The following is a 16,612-nucleotide window of genomic DNA, read 5'->3' as shown; positions in this document are numbered from 1 at the left end:
TACGGGCTGCCGCGCGGCGCGGGGCTGCCCGGCGCCACCGCGCGCGGCGGCGGCCGGTGTGGCCTGGCGCCCGCCGCGCCGCCCTTCGATGAGGGCGACGGCGCCGGCCGGCAGCCAGGCGGAGGCGGTGCCGCTGTCGTCGCTGCCGGAGCCGAACAGGTGCGGTGCGAGCTGGGACTGGAGGTCGGCGGGGGTGGGGCGGCCGGGCGCCTCCATCTGCATGCAGGACTCGATCAACGGCCGCAGTTCGTCCGGCAGCCCGGCCAGGTCCGGGCCCTCGCGCAGCAGCATGAAGACCGTCTCGACCGGGTTGGCGCCGTGGAAGGGGGCGTGTCCGGTGGCGGCGAAGACCAGGGTGGAGCCGAGCGAGAAGACGTCGCTGGCGCCGGTGACGCTGCGGGAGTCGCGGGCCTGCTCGGGCGACATGTACGCGGGCGTGCCGACAGCCACGTTCGTCATGGTCAGACGGGTGTTGGAGACACCGCTGGCGATGCCGAAGTCGATGACGCGCGGGCCGTCCTCGACGACCAGCACGTTGGACGGCTTCAGGTCCCGGTGGACCAGGCCCGCGCCGTGGATGGACTGCAGCGCCTCGGCGATGCCGGCCGCGAGCCAGCGCACCGCCTGGGCCGGGAGCGGCCCGCACTCATTGACTATTTCCTCCAGGGAGGGCGCGGGCACGTAGGCGGTGGCCAGCCACGGCACCGCGGCCCGGGGGTCGGCGTCCACCACCGCGGCGGTGTAGAAGCCGCTGACCGCGCGGGCCGCCTCGACCTCGCGGGTGAAGCGGACCCGGAACAGCTGGTCCTCGGCGAGTTCCGTACGCACCGTCTTGATCGCCACCCGCCGCCCGGACGCCGAGCGCGCGAGGTAGACCAGCCCCATGCCGCCGGCCCCGAGACGGCCGAGCACCTCGAACGGGCCGATCCGCCGGGGATCGTGCTGCGTCAGCTGTGTCAGCTGCTCCACCACTTGCCTGCCACCTCCCCGTGGGGCGTAAAAGAGACTCTCAAAAGCCAGTGGCCGCCGAGAGCCACTGCCCCGTGCAGCGTCTCACCGCCTGGCCTGTTCGGCCGTACGCGTGCTGATTCTTCCTGGCCGGGCCCACGGTTGCGAACCCGGGGCCGCTCCCGTCGTGTCCCGGCGGCCTTCTGCGGTGCGCACCGGTACCGTCACATGCCGTGACGGGCCCGCGCGGACGGGTGTCCGTACGGAGGTGTCCGGGCGGCGCCGCGGGCCGTCGGCGAGCTGTCGAACACCGTACGACCGGATCGCGCCGGGACGGTGTGCCGCCGCGCCGTCACACCGTCCGAAACTGGCACCGGGCCGGGTCGTCGTCCGGGAATGGCCGGGTACGTCGGGTACACCGGGTACGTCCGCCCGACACCGATATGTACGGTCCCCCACCCTGCCCCGCAAGCACCGGAAGCCGTCCGTCCGGTCTGCTGTCCGTACTGGTCATGCCGTCCCGTCCCCGTTCTCTCCCCGCGCGCGGCCGTACCCACTGTGCCGTACTCCAGGCCGTCGCGCCGCCCCCCACGGGCGCCTCGCACAGGCCCGCTGCCGGGCCGCGCCGTCCGCGGCCCGACAGCGGGAGCTGCCATCGGCCCCAATTGTGGTCCGTGGGCCGCTACTTCGGGGCCATGACGCCGAAGCCGGCGCCCTGATCGTCGGTGAGCACCGCGAACGGCCCGCCCGGCGTACCGACCGGTTCGACCGTGACCCGGCCACCCAGCCGGGTGGTGATCCGTACGGCGTCGTCCATCTCGGGGACGAGGAAGCAGACGGTGAAGTGCGGCGGCATCGCGGCGGGCGCGCGGTCGTCCATGCGGATCCGGCCGCCGACCTCGCGGTCCTGGCCGGGCAGCCGCCAGGGCCGGAAGCGCTCGTCCGCCGCCGGGCCGTCGGCGGCGCTCTCGAAGCCGAAGACCTCTTCGTAGAAGGTGTCGGCCCGCTCCGGGTCGCGGGTGCTCAGGCTCGTCCAGACGTACGCGCCGGATTCGCGCTGCACGCCGAAGCCCTGGTGGGTGCCGGCCTGCCAGATGCTGAAGACCGCGCCGGTGGGGTCGGCGGCGACCAGCAGGGTGCCCAAGTCACCGACGGGCACGGCCTCCGTGACGATCCGGCCGCCCGCCCGCAGGATCCGCGCACTGGTCCGGGCGGCGTCCGGGGTCGCGAAGTAGATGTTCCACGCGGTGGGCATCCGGCCGTCCTGCTTGGCCATCAGGCCGGCGGCCGCCCTGCCGTCCTTGTACGCCACGGTGTAGCGGCCGGGCTCGGGAGCGCCGCCGGAGAAGGTCCAGCCGAACAGCTCTCCGTAGAATCTCTTGCCCGCCTCCAGGTCCGGCAGCATGACATCGGCCCAGCACGGGACGCCCGCCGCGAATGCAGTCATGGGGCCAAACTAGCCCTGGATCTTGCATCGCGCCCGGAGAGTAATCGAACATTCTGCCAATTCTCCGCGATCACGTTCCTTACCGGACATTCCCCGGCGCCCGGCAATGATCCGTTCCGCGTCCGCAATGACGTAGGGCGTGACCGCACACCCCCGCCGGAACCCTGTCCACCGGTCCGGAAAAGTTGTCCACAGCCTGTTGACAATACGATTCACTTGTTCGGGCCAAGCCGCCCTCCGGGCCCGCTCCGGGCCGCCCCGGCCGCTCCGCGCAAGGGCCCGGCCAGGACCGATACGGCCGAACTCCCGCATCCCCATTTGCAGGCAGCCAAATCGCGCTCCGATCACCCCTCGGTAAGCTGACGGCATGACAGGACAAGTTCGGACCGTCGACGGCAGAGTCGCCGGGCGCCGTGGACAGGCGACCCGGCAGAAGCTGCTCGACTGCCTCAGCGACATGCTCAGTTCGTCCCCGTATCGAGACGTCAAGGTCATCGATGTGGCCCGCAAAGCGGGCACTTCGCCCGCGACGTTCTACCAGTACTTCCCCGATGTCGAGGGCGCGGTACTGGAAATCGCCGAGGAGATGGCCAAGGAAGGCGCAAGCCTGACCGACCTGGTGGCCGGGCGCTCCTGGGTGGGCAGGTCGGGCCGGCAGGCGGCCGAGGAACTCGTCGAGGGATTCCTCTCCTTCTGGCGCCGGAACGACGCGATCCTGCGCGTCGTGGACCTCGGGGCCGCCGAGGGCGACAAACGGTTCTACAAGATCCGCATGAAGATCCTGAATGCCGTCACCAACTCCCTTACGGACTCCATCAAGGAGCTCCAGTCCAAGGGCAAGGTGGACAAGGACATCAGCGCGGCCGCGATGGCCGGTTCGCTCGTCGCCATGCTGGCGGCGGTCGCCGCCCATCAGAAGGGTTTCACGAGCTGGGGTGTCAAACAGCAGGAATTGAAGCCGAACCTGGCACTCCTGGTGCACCTGGGCGTCACCGGTAAAAAGCCCACCAAATAACCCGGGGCTCATGACGCGGCGCACGGCTCACGCCACGTATCACCGCCACGTATCGCCCCTGTCTCACCCTTCGCGTTCCGCCCCACGACACAGCTCGGGAATACCTCACGAAACAGCCCACGGAACGGTTCTCGTTCGCGCTCGTCCTGCCATAGCTGTACGTCACAGCGGGTGTTGTCCGCCCCTCGGGGCCGGCCGGCACCCGCTGTGCGCGTCTGCGGACGGGCCCCGCCGCGCGCCGCCCCCGGGCCGCACCCCGGCCGCCCGGACGTCCGTACGCTCAGCGCGGTGCCAGCCGGAAGAGCCGGATCTCCCGGGTGACCCGCGCCTGGTACGCGGCGTACGGCGGCCAGCACGCGACCACCGCGTCCCACGCCCGCGCCCGCTCCGCACCGGTCAGCAGCCGGGCCCGTACGGGGACGTCCCGGCCCCGCCAACTGATCTCGGCCTCCGGGTTCTTCAGCAGGTTGGCCGTCCAGGCCGGGTGCCCGGGACGGCCGAAGTTGCTGCCGACCAGCAGCCATGTCCCGCCCTCCGCCGGCAGGCACGCCAGCGGCGTCCGCCGCGGCAGGCCGGACCGGGCGCCCACCGCCGTCAGGACCGCCCCGGGCAGCATCCGCGCGCTCAGCAGCACCTTGCCCCCGGTGAGCCGGTGCACCGCACGGTCCAGGGCGGGGACGACGTACGGCGCCACCCGCGCGAAACCCCGCGTCGCGGACACCCTCTGCACCACCCGCCTGCCGGACGCCTTCACCCGGGCGGACGCTCCCGAGCCGCCGGACGCCCCCGAGCCACCTGACACCCTCACGCCAACACCTCCGCCCGCATCCCGCCGTCCCCGGTGTCCCCACTGCCCCCGCCGCCCCCGCCGCCCCCGAACACTCCCGCCGTCTCGGCGGCATGCGCCCGCAGCCGGTGCACGGGCCCGAACAGCAGCTCGTCGCAGGCCGCGCGCTTGAAGAAGAGGTGGGCGTCATGCTCCCAGGTGAAGCCGATGCCGCCGTGCAGCTGGACGGCCTCCCCGGCCACCGTGCGCAGCGTCTCCAGGGCGTGAGCGAGCGCGAGGCCGGGGGTGCCGGGCTCGGCGTCCTCCGCCGGTCCGCCCGCTGCCCCGCCGCCCACCGCCCACGCCGCGTAGCAGGCCGCGGACCGGGCAGCCTGCACCTGTACGTAGAGGTCCGCCAGCCGGTGCTGGACGGCCTGGAAGGACCCGATGGGCCGGCCGAACTGTTCCCGCACCTTGACGTACTCGACGGTCCGCTCCAGTGCCGCCCCCGCCGCCCCGACCGCCTCGGCGGCCAGTGCCGCCGCAACCCCGGCTCCCGCCCGCGCAAGCGCGCGCTCCACCCGCCCATGCACCCCGCCCACGCCCTCCGCACCCTCCGCGCCCTCCGCGCCCTCCGCGCCCTCCGCTCCAAGCAACGAGGCGCGTACATTGCGCAGTTGGACGGCCCCCAGCGCGCGGGTCTCATCCATCGCCGTCTGCCGCACCCGCACCACACCGGGCGCGTCCCCCCGTACGACGAACAGCAGCGTCCGGCTGCGCGCGTAACCGCCAGCGTGCGCGGCCACCAGGAGCAGCCCCGCGCTGTGTCCGCCCAGCACCTGCGCGGCCTCCCCGTACAGCCGCCACTCCCCCGGCGCTCCGGGCTCCCCTCCGCACTCCCGCGCCTGGATGCCACCGGCCCGGCCGCCGCCCGCCCAGTCCCCGCCATTACGGGCGGTGAGCGCGAGGGCCGTACTCAGCTGCCCGCCAGGTACGGCGAGCGCCCCCGTCACCTCACCCGCCGCCAGCGCGGGCAGCAGCTCCGCACGCTGCGCCTCCGTCCCCAGCGCCAGCACCAGCGGCGCGACGAGGGCGGCGGTGGGCAGCAGCGGCGAGGGCAGCAGCACCCGCCCGGTCTCCTCACAGGCCAGTGCCAGCTCGGTGGGCCCGCAGCCGACGCCGCCGTACGCGGTGGGCAGTGCCAGCCCCGGTAGTCCCAGCTGCTGCGCGAGCTGCCGCCACAGGCCGGGGTCGTATCCCCCGGAAGTGCGGACGGCGGCCCGGAGGTCGTCGGGGCCGCAGCGCTTGTGGAGCAGTTCGCGCAGCGTACGGCGGATCTCGTCCTGCTCCTCGGTGAACGCGGCATCCATCGGCGGACTCCTCCCGGCCACGGCCGTACAGCGGCCTGACGGGCCGTCATATTAGGTACCCCGCCCCGCTTTTCCCAGCCTCGCGCGCACATCTCACCCGGCCGCCACACCCTCCCTTCCCACCTGCCACCTGATGTACCGTCAGATTTATGCCGTTGCCGCCAGGGAGTACCGCCGCATCCCCCCGCAAGGTAGTCGTCGCCGGTGTCGCCCTCGCCGACTGCGGGCGCGTGGACGGAGCCACCCCGTACGCACTCCACGCCCAGGCCGCCCGCCGCGCGCTGGCCGACTCCGGGCTCGACCGCTCCCTGGTCGACGGCTTCGCCTCGGCCGGGCTCGGCACCCTCGCGCCTGTGGAGGTCGCCGAGTACCTGGGACTGCGTCCCACCTGGGCCGACTCCACTGCGGTGGGCGGCGCCACCTGGGAGGTGATGGCCGCGCACGCCGCGGACGCCATCGCGGCCGGGCAGGCGCGCGCGGTCCTGCTGGTGTACGGGTCCACGGCGCGCGCCGACCTCAAGGCCGGCCGCCGTACAGCCAACCTCTCCTTCGGCGCCCGCGGCCCGCTCCAGTACGAGGTGCCGTACGGCCACACCCTCGTCGCCAAGTACGCCATGGCCGCGCGCCGCCACATGCACCAGTACGGCACGACCCTCGCCCAGCTCGCCGAGGTCGCCGTCCAGGCGCGGGCCAACGCGGCCACGAACCCCGACGCGATGTACCGGGACCCCGTCACCGTCGACGACGTGCTGTCCGGCCCGCTGATCGCCGACCCCTTCACCAAGCTCCACTGCTGCGTCCGCTCCGACGGGGGCTGCGCGGTCCTCCTGGCCGCCGAGGAGTACGTACGCGACCTGGTCAGGCCGCCCGTCCACGTTTTGGGCACGGGCACCGCCGTGTCGCACTCCGCGATGTCCGAGTGGGACGACTTCACCGTCTCCCCCGCCGCCGTCTCCGGCCGCCTCGCTTTCGAACGGGCCGGAGTACGCCCGTCGGAGATCGACCTGGCAGAGATCTACGACGCCTTCACCTACATGACGCTGGTGACGCTGGAAGACCTCGGCTTCTGCGCCAAGGGCGAGGGCGGCGCGTTCGTGGAGAAGGGCCGCCTGCTGCGCGACGGCGCCCTCCCCGTCAACACCGACGGCGGCGGCCTGGCCGCCTGCCACCCCGGCATGCGCGGCCTGTTCCTCCTGGTCGAAGCAGTACGCCAACTACGCGGCGAGGCAGGCGAGAACCGCCAGGTGCACCGCCCCGACGGCACCCTCCCGCAACTGGCCGTGGCCTCGGGGACGGGCGGCTGGTTCTGCTCGTCGGGGACGGTGGTGCTGGGGCGGGGGTAGGAGCGGGGCAGGGGCGTGCGGTGAGCCGGGGGAACCGGATGCCCGCGTGACCCGTTCCAGTGGTCATGAGAGAACGGAGGGTCCGGAGACACACCCTGCTGCCGGAAGGCTGCTTCTCCGTCACCTGGATTCCCACACCAGCACCTACACGGCCGGCCGTGAGGCGATGTGGCTGAGCGCCGGGGAAGGCCCCGAAGGCGTCGATATCACGTTCGAAGCCGTGCCGCGCCCGTGAACCGGCGGCACGGCCCGCGCCTTCCCTGCCCTACACCAGCGCCAGCGTGTACTCCACGGCACGCGAGGTCGTCGCCTCGAAGCCCAACCGGCGCAGGGCGGCGTGGAGATCCTCGTCGTCGGGGGCCGCGTTGACCTCCGCGCCGCGCAGGCCGGGGTGGTCGGTGTCGAGTGCGTGGAGGGCCGCCGAGGTGAGGGCGGTGAGCGCGTCGGCGGTGCTGTCGGTTTCGCGGTCGTGGACCAGGCGGGCACGGTCGTCGTCCAGCTCGACGTCGTACCAGGCCTCGTCCGTACCGATACGGAACGCGACGCCCTCCTCCTCGGAAGGGAGCTGCCGTACGACCGCGTCCCGTACGGGGACACCGGCCGGCAGGTCGCGCCGCCACCAGCGGTAGACCTCGCCGCTTTCGAGGGCGCCCAGCTCCACCGCGGCCTTGCCGGGGCTCGTGTCCTCCTCCGTGATCCACCGCAGCGCCGAGCCGCCCGCCTTGCGGACCTCGTCGGCCGCCCCCTGCAACAGGGGCACCAGGATCGCGTCCTCGGCGCAGTCGAGGACGGCGACGAAGCGCAGGGCGGGGTCGTCGGCGCCCAGGTCCAGCAGCGCGACCGAACCCTCGACGCCCTCGACACCCTCGACGCCTTCGACACCCTCGACGCCTCCGGCCGCTCCCTGGGGGCGGGCGGCGAGCACGGCGACCGTGCGGTCTCCGCACCACAGCTCACCGGCGGCGTCCGGATCGGTTATGCGTTCAACGAAGTTTGCCATTTCTTTACCTTATGGATAATTCCTCCCCTCTGTCCACTATGACCCCGCACCCAGCGCCCCCGCACCCGTCTCCCCTCGCCCCAACGTGCCGAGAAACTCCCGTACGGCCCTGACCAGCCCCTCCAGGTCCTCGGTCGGGATGAAGTGCCCGGCGTCCAATGCGACCCGGCGGGTGTGCGGACGGCGCTCGGCCATCTCCCGGGCCAGTTCCGGCGTCACCAGGAAGCTCGTACGGCCGTGCACGAGCAGGGCCGGACAGTCGCTGCCCAGCCAGACCGGCCAGTGGTCACCGCGCACGCCGAGGTCGGACGCGACGATGTCCTCCGGCACGAACGGCAGCCGCCAACTGCCGTCGCCCTGCTGCCGCAGCCACGGGGCGACCAGCGGCGCCGCAGGGCCGAGGCCGTCGAGCAGTTCCTCACGGGTCGGCGCCTGCCGCGGCCAGTCCAGGCAGAAGGCGATGCCGCTCGGGCCGGTGTCGGTGATCACGACCGGGTCGTCCACATTGATCAGCGCGCGGACCCGGTCCGGGTGCCGGGCCGCGAGGTGGTACGCGTTCTTGCCGCCCATGGAGTGCCCGAGCACCACGACGGACGCCAGGCCGAGGTGGTCGAGGAGGGCGACCGCGTCGGCGACGTACGCCTCGCGGGAGTGGTCCGGAGTACGGTCCGACGCGCCGTGGCCGCCCTGGTCGGGGGCGATCACCCGCCATTCCGGGGCGAGTTCGGCGGCGAGCCCGGCGAATGCGCGGCCTTCGGAGAAATGCCCGTGCAGGGCGAGGAGCGGTTTTCCGTCGGCGGGACCGAAATCGAGATACGAGAGGCTACGGCCGCCCAAGAGCAGTCGGCTGCGGCGTTCTTGTGGAGTCTCCATGCCGGGCACGCTAATCCCGAGCACCCCTTACCCTGTAAAGGTTATTTTTTGATCATTACCGGAAATGTTGGTGCAAGAGATGAAGAAGCAGGCCCGCCTGACGGCTTTCCTCGCGGCCGCCGCCGTCGCGCCCGCCGTACTGTTCGCCTCCCCGGCGGTCGCCGCCGAGGCACCGGCCGCCGCCAACTCGGCGCCGGACCACGGAGCGGAGGCGAAGCCGGACGAGTCCGCGAAGAAGCCGGCGGACCTGGCGAGCATGAAGGAGGACCTGCTCGCCGTCGCGCGGATGCTGGACGGAAACCCCGGCCGCGCGCTGGCCCGGGAGGCCAAGAAGGCGCTCAACGGCCCGCGCGAAGGTCTGCGCCGGTTCCTGGAGACGGGACAGTACGAGGCCCGCGACGAGGACAACAGGGTGGCGGTCGTACGGAGCATGGCGGGCAAGAACGTCGGCTCCCAGGTCCGCGAGGCGGCGAACAAGGCTCTCGACGGGACTCCGCAGGACCGGGTGCGGTTCCTGGAGAAGGGCCTGAGCCTGGCCATCGAAGGGGACAACAGGGTGCGCGTGGTGCAGATCCTCAGCATCGGCGGCCCCGCCGTCCAAGCCGCCGCCGACGAGGCGCTGTGGGGCGGGCCCGAGGATCTTCAGCACTTCCTCGACGTAGGCCAGTACGAGGCACGTGCCAAGGACGAGGCCGCCGCGAAGAAGGCGGAAGAGGAGAAGGCGGCCAAGGACAAGGCGGCCAAGGAGAAGGCCGCGAAGGACAAGGCGGCCGAGGACAAGGCCGCCAAGGAGAAGGCGGCGAAGGAGAAGGCGGCGAAGGGGGACGGGGGCGAAACCTCCGAAGGTAGCGGCAAGAACGTCACGCCCGCCGTCGACGCCAAGCCTGCGGGCAACCACGGCACCACCGGCTCCGGCACCGCCGTCACGTCCAGCGACAGCGACAGCGGCACCGGCGCTTCCCTCGCCTCGACCGGCGTCAGCCCCGCCACCCCGTGGGCCGTCGGCGGCGCCGCCGTCGCCATGACCGCGGGCGCGGGCCTGGTGGTCGCGAGCCGTCGCCGCGCCACCGCCGAACGCGGCTGACGCCCAGGGGGCATTCATGCGGCTCACGCCAGGTGGGACGGCCCCTTACTCTGTAAAGGTTATTTTCCGTTCATTGACCGAAATGTTGTGAGCGTATGAAGAAGCAGGCCCGCCTTGCGGCCTTCCTCGCGGCTGTGGCTGTCGCCCCGGCCGTACTGCTCGCCTCCCCGGCGGCCGCCGCCCAGGCACCGGCCACCACCGACTCGGCGCCGGACCACGGCACGGAGGCGAAGACGAAGGCGGACGAGGCGACGAAGAAGCAGGAGGGCCGGTCCGCCGAGGACGACCGGGTGGCGATCCTGCGGATGCTCGCCGACAAGAACGCCGGCGCCATCTTCGTCCGGGACGCCAACAAGGCGCTCGACGGCACGGACGAGGAACTGCGCGAGTTCCTGAAGACCGGGCAGTACATCGCTCGCGACATGGACAACTCCATCGCGATCACCCGGATCCACGGCGCCAAGGACGCTGGCCCGCGCGTCAAAGAAGCGGCGCACAAGGCTCTCAAGGGTTCTCCGCAGGACCGGGTGGACTTCCTCAAGAGGCTTCCGCTGATCCGCTTCGGGGACAATGTCCTCCGCACGGTGCAGATTTCCAGCATCGGTGGCCCCGCCGTCCGGGAAGCCGCTTACGAGGCTCTCCGCACGTACACCCCCGAGGCCATTCAGCACTTCCTCGACGTCGGCCAGTACGAGGCCCGCGCCAAGGACGAGGCCGCCGCGAAGAAGGCGGAAGAGGAGAAGGCCGCCAAGGACAAGGCGGCCAAGGACAAGGCCGCGCGGGAGAAGGCGGCGAAGGACAAGGCTGCCAAGGACGCCGCGGACAAGGCCGCCAAGGACGGCGGCAAGAACGTCACGCCCGCCGTCGCCGCCAAGCCTGCGGGCAGCCACGGCACCACCGGCTCCGGTACGTCCACCGGTACCGCCGTCACGTCCACCGGCGGCGACACCACCTCCAGCAACGGCAGTGGCCTGGCCGCGACCGGCGTCAGCCCGGTCACCCCGTGGGCCGCGGGCGGCGCCGCCGTCGCCGTCGCCGCGGGCGCGGCCCTGGCGGTCGCGGGCCGCCGCCGCGCCGCCGCCGAGCGCGGCTGACGCCCGGCGCATCCACGCGTGCCCGGCGGTTGGATCATTGGCGATCCAGCCGCCGGGCAGGCATCACAAGCTCACGTCGTCGGCCGCGCCCCGATCACGAACTCCGTGCCGAACGGGTCCGTCACCCGCGCCTGCCGTACGTACACCGTGTCCTCCGGCTCGGTCGCCGTCCCGCCGGCCGCGACCGCCCGCGCCACCGCCGCGTCCGTGTCCGCCACCTCGAAGCACGTCCCCCAGCTCGCGGCCCCGGCGGACGCGTCGCCCATGATCCCGCCGATCTCGTGCCCGTCCGGGCGGCGCAGGAACGTGAAGTCGACGTCCGCCATGTCCGGGTTGCCGTCCAGCGTGTAGGCGAAGACCGCCGCGTAGAAGTCGCGGGCCCGGGCGGCATCGGCGACCGGCGCCACCAGGTCGTTGCGTACAAGGGAGTTGGGCTCGTTGACGACCTCGCAGCCGACGTGGGCGCGCCCCTGCCAGAGCCCGAACTGGGCCCCCGCGGTGTCCTCGGCGATCGCGGCCCGCCCGTAGTCCCGGATGTCCACCGGCCCCCACAGCACCCGGCCGCCCGCGTCGGCGATCCGCTTGGCCGTGCCGTCGCAGTCGTCCACCGCCATGTACATCGTCCACGCGCCGCCCGCCGCGTCGGACCGCTCCATCAGGCCCGCGGCGCGCTGCCCGCCGACGAGGGCGACGGCGTACCGCCCGCCCTCCATGGCCTCCGTCTCGTACGTCCAGCCGAACAGTGCCCCGTAGAAGTCCATGGCGCGGTCGAGGTCGGGGACGGCCAGTTCCATCCAGGTGGGCGTTCCGTCGGGCTGATTGCCGGTGACACGGCTCATGACGTGCTCCTCACGGTACGGGGCGGCCGGGTGGCCGCGCTGGCCGATGAGAATGACGTTAGGCGACATGGCGGACAGGGAGTGTCCTACATGCGGAGCGCATTCCCGGCCGGTCTTCCGGGGCCGTAACACCACTGCATCTCCGTCTACGGCCTGCCGTAACGCCGCCGCCGAATTGCCGCAACAAAGGCCAGCCAACATCATGTGCGGTGTGGCCCCCGCCCGCCGTCGCCCTTCAGGCCCGACCGGAAATGACGTACCGATGCTCCGTTCCCTGCCGGCCATGGCGCTCGCCCTGGCCGCCTCGTGCGCGCTGCTCAGCGGGTGCGACGGGACGGGTGAGCCGAAGAGCGCGGGGCGTACGGCGGGGGCGTCGGCGCCCGCCCTGCTGTGGCCCGGCCGCACGCCCGCGCCGGAGCAGACCTACGAGCCGAACTCCGCCGAGCGCCCGGAACCCCTGCGGGGCGCTCCGCGCGTGCCGTCCGGTGACATCCACAAGGTGTCGGCACTCGCCGTCGCCCAGGCCAAGGTCGCGTCCATGACCGGCGCGCTGGACGAGGATGGCACCAACAGGAAGATCGGGGCGTGCCGGGCCGCCGGACAGAAGCCGTGTCCCGTACTGAAGCCGCAGTACCGGGACCTGAACGGGGACGGCAAGGACGAGCTGCTGCTCGGCATCGAGTCCGGAAAAACGTTTCTGTTCCTGTGGGGCTTCATGGTGAAGGACGGGGTGGTCACCCAGATCATGGACGCCGGAGTGACACCCCTGTCCGTTCAACTGTCGGGCCACGACGTGATCATCCGCGAACCGGCCGGCCCGGGCGGCTACAGCCTGCGGCGCGTCTACTCCTGGGACAACCACCTACAGGCCATGAACGAACGCGTCATCGAGTACGACGCGTCCCGCGCTACGAGATGAGACGGAGGAAGTCGGCCCAGGCGGTGGGGGGTACGGAGAGCGCGGGGCCGGTGATGTTCTTGGAGTCGCGTATGTGGATGGTGGTGGGGGTCGGGGCTACTTCGACACAGTTGGTGTCGGCGGACTGTTCGCTGCTGTAGCTGGACTTGCACCACGCGTACGCCACCTCGACGCAGTTGGTGTCGGCGTCTTGTTCGCTGCTGTAGCTGGACTTACGCCAGGAGTAAGCCACTTCTACGCACGTTTCCGCATCGGGGTTGCTGTAGCTGCTCTTGCGATAAGCGAGTTCGGCGGTCATAGCTCACCTGCCAGTCTTTCCATCAGGACCAGGGACTCTTCCGGGGACAGCGCCTGCGCCCGTAGTGCGCCGTACCGTTCTGCATGCTTGATTGCCTCATTGGGCCTGGTGAGCAACTTACTCCTCCCGTCGCCGTCGAAGTAGGCGCTCTTCCGCCCGTCCGGGGAAGTCAGCAACTGTACGGAGCCCACAAGGCCCGCGTGCATCTTCACGCGAGTAGGCATCACCTGAACCGTGAGGTGACGCATGCTGCGGGCGACCTGCGCCACGTGCAGAAGCGCCCCTTTGAGTACTGAATTCCCACCGAGCGGCCGCTCCAACGCAGCCTGTTCCACCACGAAGCTCACAACGGGAGGCCGCTTGCGATTCAGCACAGAATGCCTGCCGAGCCTCTCCCGCAGCATGCGCTCGATCTCCTCGTCCGAGAACGCCGGTACCCGACAGCAGTAGAGCGCCCGAATGTAGTCGGGGCTCTGCAACAGCCCTGGCAGCACAGCCGCTACGTACCCGCTGAGGCTCAGCGCCTCGGCCTCCAGTAGCCGCCATTCCAAGTACTGTGCCCTGTTCGACTCCTGCTCCAACAGGGGAACGGACGTCGCCAACAGCCCACCAGCGGTCGTCAGGTCATCGGCATCCAGCAGGAAGCCTGCATTCGGGATTCGCTCCCCCCGCTCGTACGCACCCTCCAGCGATTCCGAAACGTGCGCTTCATGAGCCAACTGCTTCTGCGTCATCCCCGCACGCTGACGGCAGTGCCTGATGAGCCCGCCAACGTGCGTGCGCACAGGCGACGGCTCCACGGTCTCCAAGACCATGATCACCCCTCACCACAACTCGCTTGTGAGCCTCTTACTCCTGGTGACGCTACGCACACGTGCCGACCATTGAAGCCATGACCACCGAAAACCACCCCCAAGAGCCACGCCTCCTCCCCTGGGCCAGTCAGGACGGCAAGCCCTGCTACGTGATCGGCGACGGGACCGGCTTCGTGTCCGACCTGGCCGACGGGCTGGAAGAGCTGCAACTGTCCACGGCCATCCAGCTCTTGGACCACTCGCGCGCGACCCTGAACCGGCCCGAACCGCCCGCCCCCACCGAACTCCTCTTCATCACCAACCGCCTCACCGAGTCGCTGAGCGACGCAGTGCGCGTGGCCGACAGCCGGGGCCGCAGGCTGGACCAGGCCTTGCACGCACCGTGAGCACCAGCCATCTATACGATTGTCATAGACGACCGTCTAAGACAAATGTATAGTCGCGCCATGACCTCGACGACATCCCGTCCCCACGCCCTCATCTCCGGCGCCGGCATCGGCGGCCCCGCCCTCGCGTACTGGCTGCGCCACTACGGCTACGCCGTAACCGTCGTAGAGCGCGCGCCGGAGCTCCGGACCGGCGGCTACAAGGTCGATCTGCGCGGCGTCGCGATCGAGGTCGCGGACCGTATGGGCGTACTGCCGGAGATCCGGCGCGCCAGTACGGACATGCGGACCGGCACGTACGTGAATGACGACGGGCGGCGCCTCGCCACGCTGCCCGCCGACATCTTCGGCGCCCGGGTGGACGGTGACGACGAGATCATGCGCGGCGACCTGGCCCAGATCCTCTACGACCGCACGCGCGCCGACGTGGAGTACGTCTTCGGCGACTCGATCGGTTCGCTCACGGACGACGGCACGGGGGTCGACGTCACTTTCGAACGCGGGGCGCCGCGCCGTTTCGACCTCGTCGTCGGCGCGGACGGCCTGCACTCCACCGTCCGCCGCCTCGCCTTCGGCGACGAGTCCCGCTACCTGCGGCACATCGGCGCCTACATAGCGGCCTTCAGCGTGCCCGGTGAACTGAGCGAACTGGCGGCCACGGGCGAGGAGATGTACCACGTCACGCCCGGCCGGCTCGTCTGCACGTACAACGCGTCCGGTGCACACGGCGCCAACGGCGCCAAGGCGTGGCTCTCCTTCCGTTCGCCCCGGCTGGACTTCGACCACCGCGACGCGGACGGCCAACGCGCGCAGCTCACGGCCGCCTTCGAGGGCGTCGGCTGGCAGGTGCCGCGCCTCCTCGAAGCCTCACGCACCGCCGCCGACTTCTACTTCGACGGGCTCGACCTGATCGAAATGGACCGCTGGTCGCGCGGGCGCGTGGTGCTGCTGGGCGACGCCGCGCACTGCGCGTCGCCCGCGTCGGGGCAGGGGACGGGGATGGCGCTGGTCGGCGCGTACGTACTGGCCGGGGAACTCGCGGCGGCGGGCGGCGACCCGCGTACGGCCTTCGCACGCTATGAGGCGGAGATGCGCCCGTACGTCACGGCGAACCAGCGGATGGCGGAGAAGTTCGTGCCCCAGATGCTGCCCGCCACCAGGGCGGCGATCCGTTTCCGGCACACGATGCTGCGGATGCTCCCCCACATGCCGTGGAAGAACTACCTCGCGAAGAAGCTCGCCGAGGACGTACAGCGCTGCGCCCACGCGATCACCCTCAAGCCGTACGGCACCCGTCGCCCGGCCCCGACCCCGGACCCGGCCCCCGCATCGGCGTAAGCCGGAACCTTTTGCCCCGGCCGGGCATCTCTCCACCCGTAAGGGACCGGCCCGGTGGAGGAGTTGTTCGGATGGTGCGTCGAGTTCGGGTGCTGCTGTTGTCGGCCGCACTGCTGCTGACGGGTTCGGTGATCTGGTCCGCGCCGGCCTCCGCCGTCATCGGCGGGGCGAAGAGCACGTACGGCCCGTGGGCGGTACGCATGCTGATCGACGGCCAGCCGACCTGTACGGGGACGGCGGTCGCCCCCCAGTGGATACTCACCGCTTCGCACTGCTTCTACGAGCAGGCGGAGCCGGTCGCCGACAAGCGGATCTCCTTCCGGGTCGGCAATCTCGACATGCGCAAGGGCACCACGGTCCGGCCGCTGCCCGGCAAGCGGGTGGGCAGCGCAAAGGCCGACATGATGCTGGTCAAGGTCCCGAAGATGAAGATCCCCACGGCGCGCCTGGCCACGGCCGGCGTCCGTGTCGGCCAGACCGTGCGGCAGTACGGGTGGGGCGCCACCTGCACCGACGACGAGAACGCCTGCCAGTCCCCCGTGCTCAAGCAGTCCGACCTGCGGGTCGTACGGCCCGACGACCGCCGCTGCCAGGGCTACACGGCACCGGGCGGCCCTGACTTCTGCATGGAGAAGGTGACCGGGATTCCGGCCGGCGGCGACTCCGGCGGCCCGGTGATGAGCATCGGAGCGCACGGCACCGAAACCCTCCTCGGCGTCTTCAACGGCTCGGACCGCGAGACGGTCGCCCAGGCCGGCGAGGTCTCCCAGCAACTCGCCTGGATCCGCTCGGTCACCCGCCGCTAGACCGGAGTACGGCAGGCGCCGCCCCGCGGACCTGTGGTTCTGCGGGGCGGCGGACCTACGGACTAGGGCCTGTCTGACAATTCCAGTCTGATCAGCGAGATTCGGCTGAGCTGGCAATCTGTAGGTGCGCCGATCGGCTGGGGACTGGGCAGGGCCTACGAACGGCGGGCCAGTAGATGGGCGTCGAGGAAGCCCCGATCGGAGGCTGGATCGTGGAGCAGCCGGGCGAAGGGGTCGAGCCCAGCATCGCCCAGCAGTTCGGCGAGGCGAT

Annotated in this window: 17 protein-coding genes and 1 pseudogene; 8 read left to right on the top strand and 10 right to left on the bottom strand. The window is 71.3% G+C overall.

Annotated elements, in window-relative coordinates; genetic code table 11:
• Together JXZ78_RS39645 and JXZ78_RS39640 are read right to left on the bottom strand one after the other, a co-directional pair.
• A partial coding sequence (locus tag JXZ78_RS39645; RefSeq protein ID WP_238783712.1) for a serine/threonine-protein kinase occupies positions 1-960 on the bottom strand: 960 nt, incomplete at its 3' end.
• Positions 961-1,630: 670 nt separating this feature from the next.
• Positions 1,631-2,395, bottom strand: coding sequence for a VOC family protein (locus JXZ78_RS39640; protein WP_030020050.1), 765 nt, complete (start codon positions 2,393-2,395; stop codon positions 1,631-1,633).
• A gap of 367 nt (positions 2,396-2,762) precedes the next feature.
• Here JXZ78_RS39640 and JXZ78_RS39635 point away from each other — a divergent pair, with 367 nt between their 5' ends.
• On the top strand, positions 2,763-3,410 hold the full coding sequence (locus tag JXZ78_RS39635) for a TetR family transcriptional regulator (RefSeq protein WP_030020049.1): 648 nt from the start codon (positions 2,763-2,765) through the stop codon (positions 3,408-3,410).
• 280 nt (positions 3,411-3,690) lie between these two features.
• On the opposite strand, the gene JXZ78_RS39630 is transcribed toward JXZ78_RS39635, so the two are convergent.
• Positions 3,691-4,140 carry a nitroreductase/quinone reductase family protein gene (locus tag JXZ78_RS39630; protein WP_372498495.1) on the bottom strand — a complete coding sequence of 150 codons (450 nt, stop codon included), beginning with the start codon at positions 4,138-4,140 and terminating at the stop codon, positions 3,691-3,693.
• Positions 4,141-4,214: 74 nt separating this feature from the next.
• The gene (locus JXZ78_RS39625) at positions 4,215-5,546 is read right to left on the bottom strand and encodes an acyl-CoA dehydrogenase family protein (RefSeq protein WP_030020047.1); all 1,332 of its coding nucleotides are present in this window, start codon (positions 5,544-5,546) and stop codon (positions 4,215-4,217) included.
• Positions 5,547-5,695: 149 nt separating this feature from the next.
• Between JXZ78_RS39625 and JXZ78_RS39620 the strand changes: the two genes are divergently transcribed.
• Positions 5,696-6,889, top strand: coding sequence for a thiolase C-terminal domain-containing protein (locus JXZ78_RS39620; RefSeq protein ID WP_030020046.1), 1,194 nt, complete (start codon positions 5,696-5,698; stop codon positions 6,887-6,889).
• Positions 6,890-7,154: 265 nt separating this feature from the next.
• Here JXZ78_RS39620 and JXZ78_RS39615 read toward each other — a convergent pair whose 3' ends face one another.
• Positions 7,155-7,889, bottom strand: coding sequence for a hypothetical protein (locus JXZ78_RS39615; protein WP_030020045.1), 735 nt, complete (start codon positions 7,887-7,889; stop codon positions 7,155-7,157).
• 36 nt (positions 7,890-7,925) lie between these two features.
• On the bottom strand, positions 7,926-8,762 hold the full coding sequence (locus JXZ78_RS39610; RefSeq protein WP_050502451.1) for an alpha/beta fold hydrolase: 837 nt from the start codon (positions 8,760-8,762) through the stop codon (positions 7,926-7,928).
• A 64-nt stretch (positions 8,763-8,826) separates the two neighbouring features.
• Here JXZ78_RS39610 and JXZ78_RS39605 point away from each other — a divergent pair, with 64 nt between their 5' ends.
• Positions 8,827-9,846, top strand: coding sequence for an ALF repeat-containing protein (locus JXZ78_RS39605; RefSeq protein ID WP_078624241.1), 1,020 nt, complete (start codon positions 8,827-8,829; stop codon positions 9,844-9,846).
• A 95-nt stretch (positions 9,847-9,941) separates the two neighbouring features.
• Positions 9,942-10,940 (top strand): ALF repeat-containing protein, encoded by a 999-nt coding sequence (locus tag JXZ78_RS39600; RefSeq protein WP_238783711.1) that lies wholly within the window; start codon positions 9,942-9,944, stop codon positions 10,938-10,940.
• 71 nt (positions 10,941-11,011) lie between these two features.
• Here the strand turns inward: JXZ78_RS39600 and JXZ78_RS39595 are convergent, their stop codons facing one another.
• A complete protein-coding gene (locus JXZ78_RS39595; protein ID WP_030020041.1) occupies positions 11,012-11,779 on the bottom strand; it encodes a VOC family protein in 768 nt (255 codons plus the stop codon).
• 262 nt (positions 11,780-12,041) lie between these two features.
• Here JXZ78_RS39595 and JXZ78_RS39590 point away from each other — a divergent pair, with 262 nt between their 5' ends.
• Positions 12,042-12,698, top strand: a complete 657-nt coding sequence (locus JXZ78_RS39590) for a hypothetical protein (protein ID WP_033037665.1) — start codon at positions 12,042-12,044, stop codon at positions 12,696-12,698.
• Here the strand turns inward: JXZ78_RS39590 and JXZ78_RS39585 are convergent.
• The gene (locus tag JXZ78_RS39585; protein ID WP_030020039.1) at positions 12,688-12,930 is read right to left on the bottom strand and encodes a DUF397 domain-containing protein; all 243 of its coding nucleotides are present in this window, start codon (positions 12,928-12,930) and stop codon (positions 12,688-12,690) included. The genes JXZ78_RS39590 and JXZ78_RS39585 overlap by 11 nt on opposite strands.
• Positions 12,931-12,992: 62 nt before the next feature.
• On the bottom strand, positions 12,993-13,811 hold the full coding sequence (locus JXZ78_RS39580; protein ID WP_030020038.1) for a helix-turn-helix domain-containing protein: 819 nt from the start codon (positions 13,809-13,811) through the stop codon (positions 12,993-12,995).
• Positions 13,812-13,888: 77 nt separating this feature from the next.
• Here JXZ78_RS39580 and JXZ78_RS39575 point away from each other — a divergent pair, with 77 nt between their 5' ends.
• From JXZ78_RS39575 to JXZ78_RS39565, 3 genes are all read left to right on the top strand, one after another.
• Positions 13,889-14,197 carry a hypothetical protein gene (locus JXZ78_RS39575; protein WP_030020037.1) on the top strand — a complete coding sequence of 103 codons (309 nt, stop codon included), beginning with the start codon at positions 13,889-13,891 and terminating at the stop codon, positions 14,195-14,197.
• 60 nt (positions 14,198-14,257) lie between these two features.
• Positions 14,258-15,535 (top strand): FAD-dependent monooxygenase, encoded by a 1,278-nt coding sequence (locus tag JXZ78_RS39570; protein ID WP_030020036.1) that lies wholly within the window; start codon positions 14,258-14,260, stop codon positions 15,533-15,535.
• A gap of 71 nt (positions 15,536-15,606) precedes the next feature.
• Positions 15,607-16,341 (top strand): S1 family peptidase, encoded by a 735-nt coding sequence (locus tag JXZ78_RS39565; RefSeq protein ID WP_030020035.1) that lies wholly within the window; start codon positions 15,607-15,609, stop codon positions 16,339-16,341.
• Positions 16,342-16,496: 155 nt separating this feature from the next.
• Here the strand turns inward: JXZ78_RS39565 and JXZ78_RS39560 are convergent.
• Positions 16,497-16,612 (bottom strand): annotated as a pseudogene (locus JXZ78_RS39560) (SAM-dependent methyltransferase); the annotation flags it as partial.

Origin of the sequence: Streptomyces monomycini, from assembly GCF_022271435.1 — a bacterium.
Lineage (GTDB): Bacteria > Actinomycetota > Actinomycetes > Streptomycetales > Streptomycetaceae > Streptomyces > Streptomyces monomycini.
The sequence above is the reverse complement of the archived record's forward strand: the minus strand, read 5'-3'. Positions and strand labels throughout refer to the sequence as shown.

Bases quoted from the DNA above. Each gene is read 5' to 3' on its own strand.
- JXZ78_RS39640 (WP_030020050.1), bottom strand. From the start codon at position 2,395: ATGACTGCATTCGCGGCGGGCGTCCCGTGCTGGGCCGATGTCATGCTG.
- JXZ78_RS39610 (WP_050502451.1), bottom strand. From the start codon at position 8,762: ATGGAGACTCCACAAGAACGCCGCAGCCGACTGCTCTTGGGCGGCCGT.
- JXZ78_RS39595 (WP_030020041.1), bottom strand. From the start codon at position 11,779: ATGAGCCGTGTCACCGGCAATCAGCCCGACGGAACGCCCACCTGGATG.
- JXZ78_RS39605 (WP_078624241.1), top strand. From the start codon at position 8,827: ATGTTGGTGCAAGAGATGAAGAAGCAGGCCCGCCTGACGGCTTTCCTC.
- JXZ78_RS39580 (WP_030020038.1), bottom strand. From the start codon at position 13,811: ATGGTCTTGGAGACCGTGGAGCCGTCGCCTGTGCGCACGCACGTTGGC.
- JXZ78_RS39575 (WP_030020037.1), top strand. From the start codon at position 13,889: ATGACCACCGAAAACCACCCCCAAGAGCCACGCCTCCTCCCCTGGGCC.
- JXZ78_RS39620 (WP_030020046.1), top strand. From the start codon at position 5,696: ATGCCGTTGCCGCCAGGGAGTACCGCCGCATCCCCCCGCAAGGTAGTC.
- JXZ78_RS39625 (WP_030020047.1), bottom strand. From the start codon at position 5,546: ATGGATGCCGCGTTCACCGAGGAGCAGGACGAGATCCGCCGTACGCTG.
- JXZ78_RS39565 (WP_030020035.1), top strand. From the start codon at position 15,607: ATGGTGCGTCGAGTTCGGGTGCTGCTGTTGTCGGCCGCACTGCTGCTG.
- JXZ78_RS39590 (WP_033037665.1), top strand. From the start codon at position 12,042: ATGCTCCGTTCCCTGCCGGCCATGGCGCTCGCCCTGGCCGCCTCGTGC.
- JXZ78_RS39570 (WP_030020036.1), top strand. From the start codon at position 14,258: ATGACCTCGACGACATCCCGTCCCCACGCCCTCATCTCCGGCGCCGGC.
- JXZ78_RS39615 (WP_030020045.1), bottom strand. From the start codon at position 7,889: ATGGCAAACTTCGTTGAACGCATAACCGATCCGGACGCCGCCGGTGAG.
- JXZ78_RS39635 (WP_030020049.1), top strand. From the start codon at position 2,763: ATGACAGGACAAGTTCGGACCGTCGACGGCAGAGTCGCCGGGCGCCGT.
- JXZ78_RS39600 (WP_238783711.1), top strand. From the start codon at position 9,942: ATGAAGAAGCAGGCCCGCCTTGCGGCCTTCCTCGCGGCTGTGGCTGTC.